Source organism: Nostoc sp. DedQUE05 (assembly GCF_034530955.1).
In the GTDB taxonomy this organism is placed as follows: Bacteria; Cyanobacteriota; Cyanobacteriia; order Cyanobacteriales; family Nostocaceae; genus Nostoc.
The window spans coordinates 102174-119567 of the sequence record NZ_JAVRCB010000008.1 but is presented as its reverse complement, the minus strand read 5'-3'; the positions used below and the strand labels follow the sequence as shown (position 1 = coordinate 119567).

Below are 17394 nucleotides of genomic sequence, written 5' to 3'. Positions count from 1 at the left end.
CGATGCTACATAAGCCTTTGGGCTTTTCTTAGTGCCATGTATCCCTTTATGTAACAATTACGAATGACGGATTTTTAAAGTTCGGTGTTTGTTACGGACTATCCATAGTAGAACAATTATCAATACAAGCGCTTTGATCGTTGATGGCTCCACTACCTTCTTCACTTCCGTGGGGGTTTGAGGAGTAACATTACACGGAATCTCAACGATCTGTGTGTGATCGGAACTATTACCACTAGGAGTCAGATCGCATTCGCCTTTGTTGGTGAGAGACAAAGGTGTATTTTCTGGAGAAACAGGTACAGGTGGTTGAGATGAAGAAACAGATGGTTGAGCTGAAGAACTATCGCCACTCAGTAGTAGAAGCAGAATTAAACCAAGACCCCCAACGCCAATTATTGGCCAAAGTGGAAAGGAACCAGAACTCTCTGGTACTAAGACATCTCCCGTAGAGCCAGGGAAAGCATCAAAAGCTATTGTTTCTCCGTCCAACGGTAGTGGATTTTCACTCAGCAAAGTATCTCCTGCGATATCTTCTCCTAAGAGCTGATTAAATTCCGCTGGAATCGCATTATTAGGGCGTCCGAGTTCCCCACCATCTTCGGAGTATGGAAAGGATAGGACTTCAAAAATCTTCTGTTGGAGTTGATTCTGATTACCAGAACTCAACGCATCCAAGCCTGTAGAGATTTTATCTAAATAAAAATTTGTCATCTCTGGCGACAGACCTAGAGACTGAATCTGCTCTTGAATATTGGAAATTTTTGAGGCCTCTTCAAACAGCAGTCGTCCGTATGACAATTTCAGGTCTAGTAATCCATTACGGAGGCTAACAGAATCATTGACTCCTGAGTATGGTGCCCAGTAGAACTGCTTGGTTACAAGTCCGAGTCCTTCTACTGGATTGCGACCAAAAGGTTGTCCAAGAAGGTATTGAGATCCATCCATGATTGCGGGGGATGCGTTTCTCCAAAAGGAGGCGTAAGGCACCGCAGAGAGATTAGGATTATTGCCATAGAAGCTAGCGAAATTCTGGAAGTTTTTTTCCCCACCGGCTGCTCGGATCAGAAGGTTTTGATAACTAGTCCCATTGTTTAACTCTACTAATCGTTGGATTACCGATCCAGTCTTATTACAGGTCAGACCAAATCCCACATCACATCCAGGAATGACTCGCATCCGGCTCAAATTCTGGTTATTGATTTGGTACTGGAGATACTCAGACTCCAATCCTTGTTGGATGCCATAGCGTCCAACATTTAGTTGTGCAAAAGCAGACTGACACGTAGTGAGTACTACTGCAACAGATGAAAATGCGATCGCTGCAAAGCGAACTACCTTCGGCATCGCAATTCTTTGAACAATTGATTTAGGCAAGATGCACCTCCACTAGACGACATCAATTTAATTGGGGATTGGTCATTTGTCATTTGTCATTTGTCATTTGTCATTGGTCAAAAATTATTATTCTCCCCTGCCTCCCCTGCCTCTCCTACTTCCTGCTCCCCAATTCAACTCTTAGGTAAATCAATGTTGATTGTGATTCCCGTACCTTTGAGATTTCCTGATGAGAGTGTGTGATATAAGACCAATGCCCGGTTTGGTTGGTCGAAAAGATACCCACGACGCGTTGGTTTAATCTTCCCTTCTTTGACTAAGGAAACGAAGGCTTGTAGATATCTACGTATACCTTGACGGTTGTCTTGAGTAGTATTCGTATGATGCTCAATCAGCATCATAAAGAAGTCTAAGCTACGATTTTCCTGACCTTGAATTAGACTGCCTTCATCTAGGAAAGAACTTGCTATGAGCCTGCTATTAACTTGTTTGACCTTAAATAAAGTAAAGTAACGTCCTTCTTTTTTAGGATCGTTCGCATAACAGACCCAAGAACCCTCTTTATTTTGTGTAAAACCCTGTTCAGCAAGGTAAGAAAGCAAAGAATTACTTGTCTTAGTTTGTGGTGGAGGTAATAAATCTTCAATGGGATCTAAAGAGCAAATCCTCTGTGTTGTTTTTAGTGGATAAACAGCAGGTGTCTGCTGGGTATTGACGCGAAAGGGCTGTGTTGTTTTTCGTGGATAAACAGCAGGTGTCTGTTGCGTATTGACGCGAAAGGGCTTGTCATCAGACATTGCCATGCTAGACATTGCAGCCAACGCAGATAACTGGAGAACGATCGCTCCAAACAAACGAACTATGATATTCATGTTTTTCCTGTTACTCTTAGTGACTTTGTGAATAATCGAATTTTTACTAGATCGAGATCGATCTAGCAGTCCTAAATTATTTGTTAAATTTAAGTGTTTGCCTGATTTGATCGAGGTAGCTTAAGTTTTCACTAATCAAATAGGACTTTTATATATAGGTAACTAAGCACAAAGAGAATCAATATCTAAATAAAACACACAATGTTAATATCTTATTGGCAAGATAAATTAGGCTTTTTGATATTTTTACATATACAAAAAACTATTGACATTGCGTCAAAACTTTTCTATTTACTCTTGTCTAATTTTTTGCCATCTTAAGAAGGTTTTATGCCTTTCTCGCTGGCTATGATGATTCCTAAAAAAGAGCTTTAGTTAGCTCTTTAGTACCTTATATAAGCAGAGTTTAAAAAGCTCTGTGCTTTGCACGTTAGGGCTTTTGTTGATTTCCTGGGTAGGTTGAATAATTTTTTGTTTTTTGAAGGTAGCGCACCTAACTAGCTCTTTCAGCATGGTTACAAATTGATGTATAAATAATATCTCCCTGACAGTAAAATAATATTACCATGAGCTTGAGACATGCAACAGTATTGTGGACAGTTGTCAAAGTTGTACACTATGAATCGCAACTACCTCTTCATTAAATCTCATAGCAAATAGGTGAGAGGCAAGCTTAATCTATATTACACACTACTAGTATTAAATTATTAAATAACAACAGTGTGGAACCCGACATATTAAGTATAAAATATAACTCTTATCTAAGTAAAACACGTATAAAGAATAAATTGCGATCGCTAACCCAACTGTTTAATTACCCTACTAGTAGTCTGTCAACCTAAAAATGCGCTTGTGAGGTTTGGAGAAAGGGGAAAGGGACGAATGTCACTAAGATAAGCGTTAACCCTTGGTATTACTGGTTTTGGGGTGTAGGGAATTACGAACAACTTGGTTTTGTCTGGCGCACTAAAATTCAATTTTTATTAACACTACACCCAACACCCTACCCCCAACACCCTGCCCTGACGATATTTCACATGAGTCTTCGTGCCATTCGGGAAAGGGACTCATGGTAAGGGATTATAAAACCTTTTCCCTTTCCCCCTTACCCTTTACCCCGCCAAGTTCACTTGGCGAACTACTAGGCGATGTCTATGATGGTCTACGCCTATGCATCAAACAAAGTTGAGTTAGATCGCAAGTATAAAATTTGCGATTTAGCACGCTGTTGGTGTTGTTGCCACAGACCTTATAAGCCTGTAAAGCAGATATTTACGACTTTTCTAATACCAATTCAAAAAATGTTTGCGACAGATAGGGCATCTAAAATAAAATCATAGCCTCAACATTATTTAGGTTGATAATGTTGAGGCTATCAGGATAACAAGCAGCAAATTCTGTAAATAATTATTGATAAACAGAACTTACGCATTGACAGATAAAACAAAAAATGCGTAAGTTCTAAATTAGTTAATTCAATTTAATTTATTACAAAGCACTGCGGCTAGTTAAGGCATTCCACAAGAAGACTGCAACAATAGCACCCAGAACTGCTACTGCAATACCGGGAATACTCAAAGAGGGAGCCGCTAGAGCAAAGCTTCCTGTACTGAAGAATACACCCAAACTACCACCAATAAAAGCACCAACGATTCCTAATAAAATTGTTGCTAAAATTCCGCCGCCTTGATGACCAGGGTAGATAGCCTTTGCGATCGCACCAGCAATTAGACCTAAAACAATCCAAGCAAGAATATTCATTGTTTTTATTTGATAAACGTTTTTTAGTGACAAATACACAATAGCAATCCAAATATTGAGATTCAATCTATCAACAGAAGCAATGATCGATAGCCTTGAGGATGAACGCTATTACTTCTCGTGATGAACTCTCTTAATTGAAATGAATAATAAAAAAGCTCCTAGTAGATATAAAACCAGGAACTAATAAATTTATTGCTTGATAATTGCAGTATATACATTTTTAATGATTGTTCTCATCTACTCCTTTACTTGCATGAATGTAAAACAAGAAAACCAACTGCTTTACCAATTTATCTTTCTTGCATTTCTTGCTGACGCATCGGCATAGCGTCAATTTGCTCAAAAATTGCTATCGCTTGCACTGGTGTAGTTTCTTGGCGCTTAACACCACCATCTTTGCCGATCAAAATGACGCGAAATTTTTCTTTATTAACCCCAAAGCGATTTCGCAAATTGGCAGCAGAAGACTCATCTATTAACTGTCCGTTGGCATAGCTTTTATCTGTTGCCAAAACTTGAACAAGAACTAAATCTCGATCTTTAAAATCGTTTTGTTGCTGGTTAAATAACTGCATCTGTTGTTGATAGTTATGGTTATCAACAGATGGCGCAAAGAGTAACAGCACCCGATTTTGCCATTTTTGGGAACTGAGGTTAAATGAAGACATTTTGATCGTATGGGTTGAACCTTGGACAGTACCAGCAATACTAACAGGCGATAGGGCTATAGATGCGGCGATCGCCAGAGCGATTAATACTGAGTTATTCACTTCGGGGCTTGTTAGGCTCATAATGACAATGACCTGAACGAGGTTTGATGAAATGTCAGAAGCTTTTCCAGACTCTTCTCAACTACAACAGTGGCATCAAGGTATTGAAATGGCTAACCGCAATAATATTTTCTGTCATTGTCGTAGTTGTAGCGATGAATGGGTAGACTCTGTGATGGATGCAGTTTGTAGTAAATGCGGCAGCAAAGATATTGAACATATCTCGTGCTGGCAGTTTCCAGATGATTGAATTAGTATCCAAATCAGGCGATAAAATAGCGATCGCTACTTTTGACATTTCCTCTCAGAATTTTGGGTGATTACTTTGTTAAGCTGCGGTAATGTCTGCTTGTGCATCTAAAGCGGAATTTTAAAAAATATCCAGCTTTTCAGATCGATCAACGGTTAACAGTACTCATATCAGGATAGCGATCGCCAGCTGCTACATTTTTTGGTGCAACTGTTTCCAGTCGATTCAAATCTTGTTCAGTCAGGGTAATTTCGGTAGCTGCAATATTCTCCTCCAAGTAAGTACGGCGTTTTGTACCAGGGATTGGGACAATATCTTCTCCTTGAGCGAGTAGCCATGCTAAAGCAAGCTGACTAGAAGTTACTCCTTTTTCGCTGGCGATCGCTTTGACTTGCTCTACTAATTGCAGGTTTTTATAAAAATTCTCACCTTGAAAGCGAGGAGAATTTCTTCGATAGTCATCAGGTGCAAGATCGTCAGGGCTAGCGATCGCACCTGATAAAAATCCTCTTCCTAATGGACTATAGGGAACAAACCCAATTCCTAATTCTCGCACGATAGGTAAAATTTCATCCTCTGGCTCTCGACTCCAAAGAGAGTATTCTGTTTGCAGTGCAGTAATCGGGTGAACTGCTACAGCTCGGCGAATCGTTGTTGGGGCAGCTTCCGAAAGCCCCAAATAACGAACTTTTCCTAGCTTGACTAACTCTGCCATTGCCCCGACAGTATCTTCAATGGGGACAGTTGGATCTACTCGATGTTGATAATAGAGGTCAATTACTTCCACCCCCAAACGTTTTAGCGAGGCATCGCAAGCTTGATGGACATATTCTGGTCTGCCATCAACCCCTTTAAAACCACCATCTTCAGTACGGACATTGCCAAATTTTGTTGCTAAAATTACTCGATCTCGGCGATCTTTTATTGCTCTGCCTACTAATTGTTCGTTGGTAAACGGCCCATACATGTCAGCAGTATCAAGAAAATTCACTCCGAGTTCTAATGCCCGATGAATTGTGGCGATCGCCTCAATTTCATCACGACCGCTATAGAACTCAGACATTCCCATGCAACCAAGTCCGATAGTTGAAACTTCTAAGCCTTGTTTGCCTAGCTTTCTGGTTCTCATAAAAGAATTTCCTACTCAGTAATTGGTCTTAGAATATTACCCTTTTCAGCATTATCCCTTTCCCTTTCACCAAGTCATCTATTATTAGAAGTATTTACTGATATAAGTACGTTGATTTGCGGGTACTTCACATTTATTTTACCAGCCGTGTTAGCTTTCTAGCCTACGCACTTTTACTATGGGTTTTCTAGTGAATTACTAGCCAGTTGTGGCGTTCGCGTAGCGTCTCGTAGAGAAGCGATGACCAAGCGCTGTGAATTGGCTGCTGAGTTATTTTACAGCGTTGGGTCAACAACTGGCGATTTGTGGTTGTTCTGTTCTGTTGATATCTCATTTAAACTGCAAAATACACAGTTGTAATGCCAAATTGCCAGAACCTTTGAATATGGTATCGTCACTTCAGCTTTGTCTTAGAGGAGAAGTGGATAGAGTTGATGACAGTTTGGTCAAATACCTCCACCAATTCAAGAGACAACTTTTAGCAAAAGTTCGTTAAGCACACACAATAATGGTCGGTTGTTACATACACCAGTCTGATTGTGATTAGTCAGAATATAGTAGTGCGATATATTGCACTCTTACAAAAGTTAAATTCAGAGGTAAACTATGTTTCCTTTTTGGGGTAATCCATGTTATGGAAGCGAACCCATTTCGCACAAAGCTAGCTTAGAGCGGAAATTAAAATTCTTGATTTGGCTACGAGATGATTTAGAGTCCAGACTGGCTGGTATTAATGCTTCTATTGATACTATTCGTCAGCAAATAGAACGTTCAAACTCATCTACTTAGAACTTAGCTAATACAGCAATTCATCTCATCACCTACCCAATAAGCAGGTGATGAGATGAATTGCAAATGAATTGAAGACTATTAACCAGTCAACTTAATGACACCTTGGCTAACTAGAGATTCAAGCTGAGAATGATGCTGTGTTTGCTCTCGTAGCAACTTGAGTTGCTCGTAACTGAGAATGTGTAATCCTGGTCGGACAACATAACCTTCAATGGTAATGCTTTGTGGCTGCTGGCTGTTGGTGCGGTTGTAGCTAATTGAAGGCATATTTACAAAGGGTAAGTCAAAACTGATTAGTAAAGAGTTTGATTCTTCACTCTCTTACAGCTTCACACAAGTTTCTCTTAAAGGGTGACTAAGGGTTGAGCTTGTCCCTCAATATTGAAAGAACCTATGGCAGTTTTCACCGAAGATATATAAAAAACTTTAGTTAATTAATCAGTCCGTTATAACTAATAATTGATTGCTGACCGACTCTTTTGGTTAAAGCAGCTATTAGGTTATGACGGACTGATTCCTGTGAAGCACCTGCTTCATCCAGGGAGTTTCCAATTTTAGAAATAGCAAAAATGCTTGAAATAGTAGGCATTCCCATCTTTGACAGAAAAGCGCGTAACTGGATGGCTGCCCGCACTCCTCTAAAGTTACCAACTGAGTAGCAAACAATACCAGCAGCAATTCTGTCGGTCAACAAACCAATAGGCACGCTTTTAGTTTTCCTTCAACCCAACCCAAAGAGTCCAGCTTCAAATCAAACTTTATTAATAATAGGACTTACGCAAAAATCGCCCAAAAGCTTAATTTGTCGAACCGCCAAGACGCCAAGACGCCAAGAATTCGTAAAGTGTGCGTAAGTCCTAAATAACTTTAGGCGATGTATACAACGATCTGCGCCTATGCTTTAGCTATTTTATTGTCAAGTCATCTCTGTGATTAATAGGTGTGAGCTTTGTAAGGGCAGAATCTACACGCTTGCCAATCACGCACCACTTCAAGGTTAACCTAGACCTGCCACTGACCCAGGACTGTGTTGCAGTCAGGCTCACCATCAAAAATTGGAATATTTTACAAAAATATTTTTCAACGGTGATTTAAGTACAACATTTGGGAACAATTTATGGAACTCAGATTTTTGTAGGTACTTAGGTAATTTCTAAGTATCTACAAAAAGAAGATAAACCTGTTCCAAATGCAGCCTGAGTTTCCCCAAAAGGGAATAAATCACTAAACTGGCAATATCTATAAAAATGCTTAATTCTGAACTTCAAAAAGACCTTCGCCATAACTTTACTGTCAATGTTATTGAAAGTGGATTTTTTGGTTTTGGGAGTGGTTTTGCTTCATTTTTCACAATTATTCCACTATTTGTTAGCACTCTTACCGATTCTGCATTGCTTATCGGCCTGATTCCAGCTATTCCACGCTTAGGCTGGCAATTACCTCAGCTATTAACAGTTAGTAAAGTAGCTCGTCTACAGTGTTACAAACCAACTGTAATGTCGTTGACAATTCATCATAAGCTTCCTTTTTTGGGATTAGCACTGGTGGCTTTATTACAACTAAAACTCAATCACCAAACTATCTTACTTTTGACATTTGCCATACTCATTTGGCAAGGGCTAGGCGGTGGGTTTAGCGCCACTGCTTGGCAAAGCATGATTGCTAAAATTGTTCCCTCCAGAAAGCTTGGGATTTTTTACGGTACTTTAGCAGCATCTGGTAATTTGATGAGTATTTGTGGTGCTGCGATCGCTGGTTTACTGCTTAAGGAAATTGCTCAACCATTTAACTTTGCTCTGTGTTTTTTGTGTGCCAGTTTGGCAATGGCTTTATCTTGGTTTTTTATGTCTAGGACGCGAGAGCCAGTAAACACCACATCATCAGCCTTTGAAACTAGACGTGAATTTTGGGACACTCTGGGTGTAATTCTCCGGTGCGATGAGAATTTCCGTAGCTTTGCGATCGCACGTATGATCTCACAGTTAGCACTGATGCCACTTCCCTTCTATACACTCTATGCCATACATCAATATGGGATGGGAGAAGTTTCTGTTGGGTTAATTACGACTCTATTGATGGTTACACAAACTATTGCTGGATTGGTTTTGGGTTGGTTAGGCGATCGCACAGGTTGCAAGTTAATTTTACAAATTGGTTGTGTGGCTTGTGCATTCAGTTCGATTTTTGCTTGTTTAGCACCCAATGCAGACTGGTTTTACTTGGTATTTATAGGAGAAGGAATAGGTATGATGGCTCTGCAAAATATTGCTGCGGTAATGACCTTAGAGTTTGGCAACCAACATCAACGACCAGCCTATATTGGTCTTGGTAATACCCTTATTGCTCCTGCCACCATCCTTGCTCCCCTACTAGGTGGATGGATAGTGGAGAATATTGACTATAGAACTACCTTCTTGGTAGCAGCTATCGGTGCATTAGCTACAGCACTGCTTTTGCACGTAGGAGTAAGCAATCCACACTATGTTGAAGAAAATTTTAGTAACAATTCAGTTAATATTTTGCCTGAGTAGTAAGCATTTGATATTAATTCGTCATCCTAATCCGAATGCGCTAGCGTGCTATAGGCGCATGGCACTAAGATAAGTCCAAAGTCTTGTGTTGCTTCGTTCCCAGGCTCCAGCCTGGGAACGCATTCTGGGAGGCTCTGCCTCCTCTTTCTTGACGAGAGGCGGAGCCTCTTGGAATACATTCCCAGTCTGAAGACTGGGAACGAGGTTAAATAAGCCTTTCGCGTTTTCTTAGTGCCATTCTGCTATAGGCCCATACACCTGTCACTAACACGCCCTTACTGAAGAGTTGTTAATTAATAAAAAGCAGGAGGCAGAGGAAATATTTTTTATTAATAGTTATTTTTGCCAATCTACACTGTTGATTGACTAACCCAGCATTTTTATCACCCCCTATAACCCTGTATAAATCACTCTTGGGAGTGAAAGTTGGATGATTCTAACTATGGTATGAACCTAAAAGCAGTTAACAAAGCATTGCAAGGTTTAGGCTCATGATATTCATGCCTCATAATTTTCTACTTGTATGGCTGTTTCAACTGCTGTCCGTTGGGGTGCTTGGCGGGGGAATCTACATTCTCTATGAGTGGTATGAACGAGAACTTGTAGGAACGCCCTACTTGGTGGCTGGACTAGTAATGGTTCTGTGGACTTTTGGAGGTCGTTTTATCAGTTTGCCACTGCTGCGCCGTCCTGGAAAACAGGAACCGAAGTTTATGCGTAGCAAAAGCGTGCAGCGCTTGTCACGCCCAGATGGGAGTGTGTTGCAGGTAGAGTTTTTTGGCCCTGAAGATGGTCAACCAATTATCTTGTCACACGGTTGGGGGCCAAACAGTACTGTATGGTATTATGCCAAACGACAACTAAGCGATCGCTTCCGAGTAATTGTTTGGGATCTACCAGGGTTAGGAAAATCCGCTAAACCGAAAAACAACGATCACTCTATAGAAAAATATGCCCGTGACTTGGAAGCTGTTGTCGCCATAGCAGGGGACAAACCTGTTATCTTGTTGGGACACAGCATGGGCGGCATGATTAACCTGACATTCTGTCGCCTGTTTCCAGAGCAATTAGGGAGTCGCGTAGCTGGCTTAATTCTTGTAGATACTACTTACACTAATCCGGTAAAAACTTGTATCTTCAGCAATCTGGTACGGAAATTACAGAAACCTTTACTCGAACCTGTGTTGTACCTGACTATCGTGCTGTGGCCGATTTTTTGGTTGATGACTTGGCTCTCGTATTTAAATGGTTCGCTGTACATCACCGTCGAACTATCTGGATTTACGGGTACTGAAACACGCGGTCAACTAAATTTTGCAGCATTCTTATCAGCATTGGGTTCGCCTGGTGTTCTGGCTCGTGGCACACTGGGAATGTTGAAGTTCGACGAAACAGACACACTTGCAACTATTAACGTTCCTGTGTTGGTTGTTTGCGGTGGTTCAGATATAGCGACAAAACCTGTGGCAAGCGATCGCATGAAAGCAGAATTACCTTACTCTGAAAGAGTCACCCTCAAACCAGGTGGACACATGGCATTGATGGAACAAAACCAGCAGTTTTCTGAAGCAGTCAGCAGATTTTCTGCTAGCTGCTCATAGCTGCCTAAATTCCAGATTTAGCATCCATCAAAAAATATTGCTCCAGGGTTGACGTTTCGGTGTTTCGCGCAGTCTGTAGGAGCTTCCGCTTTCCCTGCAAGAACTTCTGCTTTGACGTTTCGGTGTTTCGCGCAGTCTGTAGAAACTTCCGTCTTCCCTGTAAGAACTTCCGCCTTCCCTGCAAGAACTTCTGCTTTGACGTTTCGGTGTTTCGCGCAGTCTGTAGCAACTTCCGCCTTCCCTGCAAGAACTTCCGCTTTGACGTTTCGGTGTTTCGCGCAGTCTGTAGCAACTTCTGCTTTAACCCTAGTTTTGCACTTTATTTAATCCGCATTTCTTACTACCTTTTGATTAGATCCAAAGTAGAGTTCGCTCAATTCTTCCAAAGAAACATCGGTCTGCGATTCTGGATTATGGAAGTAGGGATGGATAGGAAGGAGTTCAGGGCGAGGGCGAGTTTCCGGTGAAGACAGAATTTGCTCAAGCAAAGACAGGTAGTTTTCACCAGTAGATTCCCAAGTGTACTTCTTCAGCACCCGTTCCTGACCAGCTTGGGCAAAATACTCCCACTCCTGAGCATCACATAGCAACCGCTCCAAGCCTCGTGCAATATCAGCAGGATCTTCTGGATTGACAAGTACGCCATATTCCCGATCTCCCTGTCGCAAGCTCTCGCTAGGGCCACCGTTCTTGGTTGCTACCACTGGTAAACCTGCTACTGCTGCTTCTAAGGGAGCAAGCCCAAAGGGTTCGTAGAGTGCAGTCAGCGCAAATACTGAACGACGTTTAACCATAAACCTATAGGTTGCTGCTAGTGACTCTTGAGACTGATGTAACAAGCTAAATGCACTGATTTTGCCCCACAAGTCGTTTTCTTTGACCGCTTCCCGAATAGGGGCTAATACTTCTTCAGTGATTTCGTCGCTAGCCTCTTCTTGTAAAGGATTGTCCAGCGCCCCTGTAATTAGCACCAAGTTAGCTCGTTCCTGAAGTGTTGGACTGATTGCGAAAGCTTGCACTAGCCCCAATATGTTTTTTTTCAGCTCTAATCGACTAGATGCTAGGATGACGGGCAAATCTCGACGGTCTTCTGCAATATCCCGTGCCAATCGTTCCTGAATGAACTCGTAAGTAGCCTCCTCGTTTTCGTAACGCGCTTTTGCACCAAAAATCGAGAAATCTGCTCCCGGTGGAATCACTGCAAAGCGGTTGTCGTTGTCTACATCCACTGCACTACTATAGACTTGATGAGAATACTGTTCAAAACGTTCTTGTCGTGTGCTGGTGATATTAACCGCCGAGCGATTCATGCTCAGACGTTCGGCTAAAATGCGATATCTGAAATGAAATTGCTCGTCTATTCCTGTGAGATTTTCTGGGGTGACTTCCAGTTTGTCGATCTTTTGAGCGCCAAGAGAATGAGCAGTAAAGGTAAAAGGTATGCCTGTCTCCTCTTCAATTAGAACGCCACACAGTCCTCCATCAGCGTAGTGAGCAGTCATAGCATCGGGTAAGCTACCTTCTTGTTGATAAAATTTCAAGATGTTGGGTACCCAATCAGCGACAAGATGAGGCCATAACAACTCTTTACAAAGAAATTCTTTTGGCCCAGCTGGTAAGCGGATAATGCGGACATTATCGATCCCTGGATAAGTGTCAATCGTTTCGGCAAACTCTGGCCACTCCGGGTCAATAATTTGACGGGTGATAATATCAACTTTATGACCCATTTGAGCTATGGCTATAGCGACTTGCCTAACGTAAATTAGCTGACCCCCAAAATCTGGGTGTTTCGTTATGTGACTATTGCTTGAATCAAAATTGCCTTGAGGGTTGAGAAATCCAATGTGCATTGCCCGCTTCCTAATACAGGTTGATTTCTACCAGAGATTTTGCCTGAATATGGCAGCATAACAGCTTAGTGAGCTTGTTAAAAACTCTCAAGGCTGAAAAATGCAGGCAGTGAGACTGTAGATAAATACCATCAAAAAGTCAGTCAAAGGGCTTTTATTGATTCCCTTTAGCTTAAACTCAACCAGTACAGTCATTTTCCTAATGCTTAAAGTTAATCATTACTGCGGTTCGCGCACATATACCGAATGACATATTTGAAGTGTCCAGATAAATCTGACTTGCTAGGATGGCATTAGAAATTCATCACATTTGAGTATGACCAAGCAAGACATTCCACTTACGGGAGAGGCGCTGATTAAAGAAGTCTGTCGGCGGATTCGAGTAGCCCGCAGCTATTGGGATGCTCACAACAATGCTGCTTGTCGGGGCGAACGCGATCGCGCTTTAGCCCTTTACAATACCCTGACTAAGGAGCAAAAAGACCAGATTCCGCAAGTGTTGCGGGTGTGGTTGCGTTACCGCAGTGAGAAATATTTTGGCGCACACCGAACGCCGCCAAAGTCAGCACGAAAATCAAAACATATCTAATTTATAGTTATCTACCTGAAGACCAGCGTACAGGCAACAGTGCGCTCACGCTAAAAACCACAGCTAACCCACCCATACCAAACATTCCCCAAGGTACTAAACCTTCCAACGGATTCACCACACGCGCAGTACTTATGGGTTGTTGAGGATTGTAACGTATCACCACTATTTGACCGTTGCTGGAGCGGTAAGACTCATAATTGCCTGTAAAACGAGTGCGTTTACCGTTGGCTAAAAACTCGATAACTGGCGCATAGGTTTCTTTTTGCTCATTATCATTATTGTTCGTACTGCTGCGATCGCGACGACTGATGCTGTCTACCACCGTACCACGTGTTTCGTTTAGGGTTACACCTTCGTGGGCGATTATGTTACGTACCCAAAAACCACCTCCAATAAACAGCAATCCAATCACCAGCCCAATACTTGCGCTTAGTTTGTCATCAAAAGTGTTCTGGTGAGGTTGGAAATTCATGGGTTTGAGGATGGCACAACAATAAATTTCATCACAGCATCTCGATTACAGCTTACCATTTGAAACATTTCTATTTGGCACCACTAACCTTATAACTGCGTCAACTATCTTGCAGCTAAATTACTGCATCAGTTTTCTGATGTAGTAATTTAACGTTTGTATGGTATTAAATATAACCAATTAACCTCATTTAATAAGCAGAAGTAATGACAACTCAGTTTTGGGAAAAAAGTAGAGAAATTAATGCAACTCTAACTAACTTACTATTTAAGCCTGTACACAGACGAGTACTAGTAGGTCTAAGCAAGCTACAGGTAACGAGTCAACAGACATCGCCGTGGATTTTGAAAAAGCGTCTGCTGCCATTATTATGTCTGATATCATTCTTTCTAGTATTGCTACTCAACAGTTTTGCCCCTGCCGTTGCCCAACTACCTGCTCAACCCCGTCAGGAAATTCGGGGGGTATGGCTAAGTGGTAACGATTTTAGCGTTTTTAGAAATCGTTCGCAGGTGCAAGCAGCCATGAGCCAACTGCGGCAGTTAAACTTTAATACTGTTTATCCCGTAGTTTGGAATGATGGTTATACACAATACCCTAGTGCCATCATGCAGAAAAAGGGTATCCCCTTTTTCTTCAAGGGAGCAGAGGGACAAGATGTAATTGCAGACATTATCACTCAAGCCCGCAGACAAGGGTTACTAGCAATACCCTGGTTTGAATTTGGTTTTATGGTTCCTCTAACTTCGGAACTTGCATCGCAGCATCCAGATTGGCTAACACAAAAAGGGGATGGGACTCAAACTTCAATTAGTGCTGCGGGTGAAGTAGCGTGGTTAAATCCCTTTCACCCGGAAGTGCAAAATTTTATCAGGGAACTTGTAGTGGAAGTGATTGCTAAATACGATGCTGATGGCGTTCAATTTGACGACCATACGAGTTTACCTGTGGATTTTGGTTACGATAAGTACACGATAAGTCTATATACTCAAGAAACTGGCAATCCTCCTCCACCCAATCCCCAAGCCCAAGCATGGATAAAATGGCGGGCAGATAAAATTACTGCATTCATGGTAGACCTTTACCAAACAGTGAAAGCTAAAAAAGCGAATGCTATTTTTTCAGTTGCTCCTAATTACTATAATTTCGCCTATAAAATGCAACTGCAAGACTGGCTAAACTGGGTACGGTTGGGTATTGTCGATGAGTTGGTGATGCAGGTGTACCGTAATGATGTGGAAAGTTTTACCGCTCAAATTACCCGTCCAGAAATTTTAGAAACCCAACAAATTATTCCAACTGGTATCGGGATTATGGCGGGTTTACGAAATCGTCCAGTTGCCATCCCACAAATCAAATCACAGGTAGAAGCAGCGCAACAACGCGGTTTAGGTATCGGCTTTTTCTACTACGAAAGCCTTTGGGATATCGCCCCTGAACCAGCAGCGCAACGCCAGTCGGCATTTGCGGCTCTTTTCCCAAATTCAGCGTTGCGCGATATTTCACAAAATACACCCCGCCAGCCAACTTTTAATACCATAAGCTTACCTTTATATCCAAAACCTTCCCTTGGGCAACGTGTTCGCGGTTATTTTTTGGAAGTTGCGATCGCAAATGGTCAACCAAAACGTATTTTATTAGATACAGGGTCAGCAGGGTTAAGAGTTCCCAAAGAGTTTTTAGGTAATTCTCCGATCCAAAGAACAGGTCAAAATCTCAAGGAAGTATTAAGCGATGGTACTATCCTGGAAGGAGAATTAGTTTACACTAATGTCCGATTTGGTTTGATTCCCACCGCCGAACCTGTTCCCGTACAGGTTGTTACTAATCGCCAATGTAGCGCCAACAAACCTAAGTGTTCAGCAAACAGTGGTGTACCATTTTCGGGAATTATCGGTGTTAACTATTTTGAAAAATCACTTCCCTATAACCCGTTGAGAAAATTACCAGGCAATCTGAGTAACGGATTTATTGTCGTTGGTAATGGTGGTAGTAATAATAATGGCAGCCTGATTCTCGGTTTAACTGCCGAGAATCAAGCAGGTTTCAAAATGGCTTCTTGGAGTCAACAACCTGAAATTAATGGTGTACCCGGTAAAAGATGGGATTCTCGACTGAACAAAGTTTGTTTAACTCTTGCTGGGAGTTCTGCGAAAAATTTGTGTAATAGCAGAGCGATCGCTGATACTGGAACTATTAATGGTTTAACTGAATTCAAGTCAGCTTCTACAGCAGGTAAACTCAAACCCGGACTATTAGGGTCAGCAAATGCTGTAAAAGTAGGAATTAATGGCATTTTTGATTACAGCTTGACACCAGGAACCCGTGACGGATTTAATCGCTGGAATTTGAGTATCTCGCCACAATCAGAACTGACTGTATTTGTAAATCCTGGAATCGCTTTGTTTGATAAATACGATGTACTCTTTGACCAAGTTAATGGTAAACAGGGTTTTCGCAGTCGGCGGTAAGAAGAAAGTAAAGACTTGCTTACTCAGATAGCGTTCAATTAACCCAGGACTTACGCAAACAATGGCCAAAACCCTGATGTAGAGAAGCGATTTATCGCATCTTAAAAGACCAATGATTTACACCAATAACCCTTCATCCAAATGAAGGGTTTTGAACCCTAAACTTTCAGTTACCCTGAACGTTGAAACACTACTGAAAGATTATTAGCTGGCATTTGGTAAATCTGTTGCAATATCAGATTTTGTGCCCTAGCTACTGCTATGACATCATCCAAGTTACGCACACCCCACTCTGGGTTTTCAGTGCGTAAATATTCGTCAAAAGCTGCATTACTCGCAGCTGTATGTTCTTCACCTTGTTTGAAGGGGCCATATAAATAGAGGATACCTCCTGCTTTTAGGATACGACCTGCCCCTGCCATCAACCCCAGACAGGCTGACCAAGGTGAAATGTGAATCATATTGATGTTGACAATGGCCACAATTGGCTTCGTATTCAGCCAATCCAATCCACCATTTTCCACAGCCCAAACTGGTTCTTTTGCATCTAGCTCAAGCGGTGCATAAACGTTATCACATACATTGTGTTCAGTCCATGAAATAATGCTGGCTCTTGATTGTGGATTTACATCGGTTGGGAGCCACAGATAATCTTTGAGCTTGGATGCAAAAAAGACTGCGTGTTCACCAGTACCACTTGCTATTTCTAAAATAGTGCCACTCTCCGGCAACACTTGTAAAAGTACTTCTAGAATTGGTTCGCGGTTACGCTCGGTTGCTGGTGCGTATTTTCGTGCGTCTTGTGGTGTCATCTGGCTCGTTATATTTATAATTAATCGGAACAAATATTAAACGAAGAACTCTACTTAATCTTGATAAAATATTTGCACAAGTTTGAGCAAATCACTTTTTGCAGGCTCGCCGTCATACAACCATTTTATTAAATCATTAGGTGATAA

At 41.7% G+C, this 17394-nt stretch carries 17 protein-coding genes; 6 read left to right on the top strand and 11 right to left on the bottom strand.

Annotation, left to right across the window (positions count from 1 at the left end):
- Positions 1-57: 57 nt before the first annotated feature.
- From RMZ42_RS08155 to RMZ42_RS08140, 4 genes are all read right to left on the bottom strand, one after another.
- Positions 58-1347, bottom strand: a complete 1290-nt coding sequence (locus RMZ42_RS08155) for a hypothetical protein (RefSeq protein WP_322670931.1) — start codon at positions 1345-1347, stop codon at positions 58-60.
- A 164-nt stretch (positions 1348-1511) separates the two neighbouring features.
- A complete protein-coding gene (locus RMZ42_RS08150; RefSeq protein WP_322670930.1) occupies positions 1512-2210 on the bottom strand; it encodes a hypothetical protein in 699 nt (232 codons plus the stop codon).
- Positions 2211-3698: 1488 nt separating this feature from the next.
- Entirely contained in the window at positions 3699-3971 is a 273-nt protein-coding gene (locus RMZ42_RS08145) for a GlsB/YeaQ/YmgE family stress response membrane protein (protein ID WP_104909288.1), read from the bottom strand.
- Positions 3972-4264: 293 nt separating this feature from the next.
- Positions 4265-4765 carry a DUF4174 domain-containing protein gene (locus RMZ42_RS08140; protein WP_322670929.1) on the bottom strand — a complete coding sequence of 167 codons (501 nt, stop codon included), beginning with the start codon at positions 4763-4765 and terminating at the stop codon, positions 4265-4267.
- A gap of 31 nt (positions 4766-4796) precedes the next feature.
- On the opposite strand from RMZ42_RS08140, the gene RMZ42_RS08135 reads away from it, so the two are divergent.
- Positions 4797-4994 (top strand): hypothetical protein, encoded by a 198-nt coding sequence (locus RMZ42_RS08135; RefSeq protein ID WP_322670928.1) that lies wholly within the window; start codon positions 4797-4799, stop codon positions 4992-4994.
- 148 nt (positions 4995-5142) lie between these two features.
- Here the strand turns inward: RMZ42_RS08135 and RMZ42_RS08130 are convergent, their stop codons facing one another.
- Together RMZ42_RS08130 and RMZ42_RS08125 are read right to left on the bottom strand one after the other, a co-directional pair.
- On the bottom strand, positions 5143-6123 hold the full coding sequence (locus RMZ42_RS08130; RefSeq protein WP_322670927.1) for an aldo/keto reductase: 981 nt from the start codon (positions 6121-6123) through the stop codon (positions 5143-5145).
- A gap of 187 nt (positions 6124-6310) precedes the next feature.
- Positions 6311-6457: a hypothetical protein gene (locus tag RMZ42_RS08125; protein ID WP_322670926.1), complete on the bottom strand. Its 147-nt coding sequence runs from the start codon at positions 6455-6457 to the stop codon at positions 6311-6313.
- Between the two features lie 272 nt (positions 6458-6729).
- Here RMZ42_RS08125 and RMZ42_RS08120 point away from each other — a divergent pair, with 272 nt between their 5' ends.
- Positions 6730-6912, top strand: coding sequence for a hypothetical protein (locus RMZ42_RS08120; RefSeq protein WP_292777833.1), 183 nt, complete (start codon positions 6730-6732; stop codon positions 6910-6912).
- An 81-nt stretch (positions 6913-6993) separates the two neighbouring features.
- Here RMZ42_RS08120 and RMZ42_RS08115 read toward each other — a convergent pair whose 3' ends face one another.
- Together RMZ42_RS08115 and RMZ42_RS08110 are read right to left on the bottom strand one after the other, a co-directional pair.
- Positions 6994-7182, bottom strand: coding sequence for a hypothetical protein (locus RMZ42_RS08115; RefSeq protein ID WP_322670925.1), 189 nt, complete (start codon positions 7180-7182; stop codon positions 6994-6996).
- Between the two features lie 163 nt (positions 7183-7345).
- Entirely contained in the window at positions 7346-7621 is a 276-nt protein-coding gene (locus RMZ42_RS08110) for a hypothetical protein (RefSeq protein ID WP_322670924.1), read from the bottom strand.
- 541 nt (positions 7622-8162) lie between these two features.
- Between RMZ42_RS08110 and RMZ42_RS08105 the strand changes: the two genes are divergently transcribed.
- Both RMZ42_RS08105 and RMZ42_RS08100 read left to right on the top strand, forming a co-directional pair.
- A complete protein-coding gene (locus RMZ42_RS08105) occupies positions 8163-9446 on the top strand; it encodes an MFS transporter (protein WP_322670923.1) in 1284 nt (427 codons plus the stop codon).
- A gap of 500 nt (positions 9447-9946) precedes the next feature.
- A complete protein-coding gene (locus RMZ42_RS08100; protein WP_322670922.1) occupies positions 9947-11047 on the top strand; it encodes an alpha/beta hydrolase in 1101 nt (366 codons plus the stop codon).
- Positions 11048-11370: 323 nt separating this feature from the next.
- Here RMZ42_RS08100 and RMZ42_RS08095 read toward each other — a convergent pair whose 3' ends face one another.
- The gene (locus tag RMZ42_RS08095) at positions 11371-12900 is read right to left on the bottom strand and encodes a glycosyltransferase (RefSeq protein ID WP_322670921.1); all 1530 of its coding nucleotides are present in this window, start codon (positions 12898-12900) and stop codon (positions 11371-11373) included.
- A gap of 316 nt (positions 12901-13216) precedes the next feature.
- On the opposite strand from RMZ42_RS08095, the gene RMZ42_RS08090 reads away from it, so the two are divergent.
- The gene (locus tag RMZ42_RS08090) at positions 13217-13489 is read left to right on the top strand and encodes a Precorrin-3B methylase (protein WP_322670920.1); all 273 of its coding nucleotides are present in this window, start codon (positions 13217-13219) and stop codon (positions 13487-13489) included.
- A 7-nt stretch (positions 13490-13496) separates the two neighbouring features.
- Here RMZ42_RS08090 and RMZ42_RS08085 read toward each other — a convergent pair whose 3' ends face one another.
- The gene (locus tag RMZ42_RS08085; RefSeq protein ID WP_322670919.1) at positions 13497-13964 is read right to left on the bottom strand and encodes a DUF3592 domain-containing protein; all 468 of its coding nucleotides are present in this window, start codon (positions 13962-13964) and stop codon (positions 13497-13499) included.
- 206 nt (positions 13965-14170) lie between these two features.
- Here RMZ42_RS08085 and RMZ42_RS08080 point away from each other — a divergent pair, with 206 nt between their 5' ends.
- A complete protein-coding gene (locus tag RMZ42_RS08080; protein WP_322670918.1) occupies positions 14171-16435 on the top strand; it encodes a family 10 glycosylhydrolase in 2265 nt (754 codons plus the stop codon).
- Between the two features lie 170 nt (positions 16436-16605).
- Here the strand turns inward: RMZ42_RS08080 and RMZ42_RS08075 are convergent, their stop codons facing one another.
- The gene (locus tag RMZ42_RS08075) at positions 16606-17247 is read right to left on the bottom strand and encodes a DUF938 domain-containing protein (RefSeq protein ID WP_322670917.1); all 642 of its coding nucleotides are present in this window, start codon (positions 17245-17247) and stop codon (positions 16606-16608) included.
- Positions 17248-17394 lie beyond the last annotated feature (147 nt).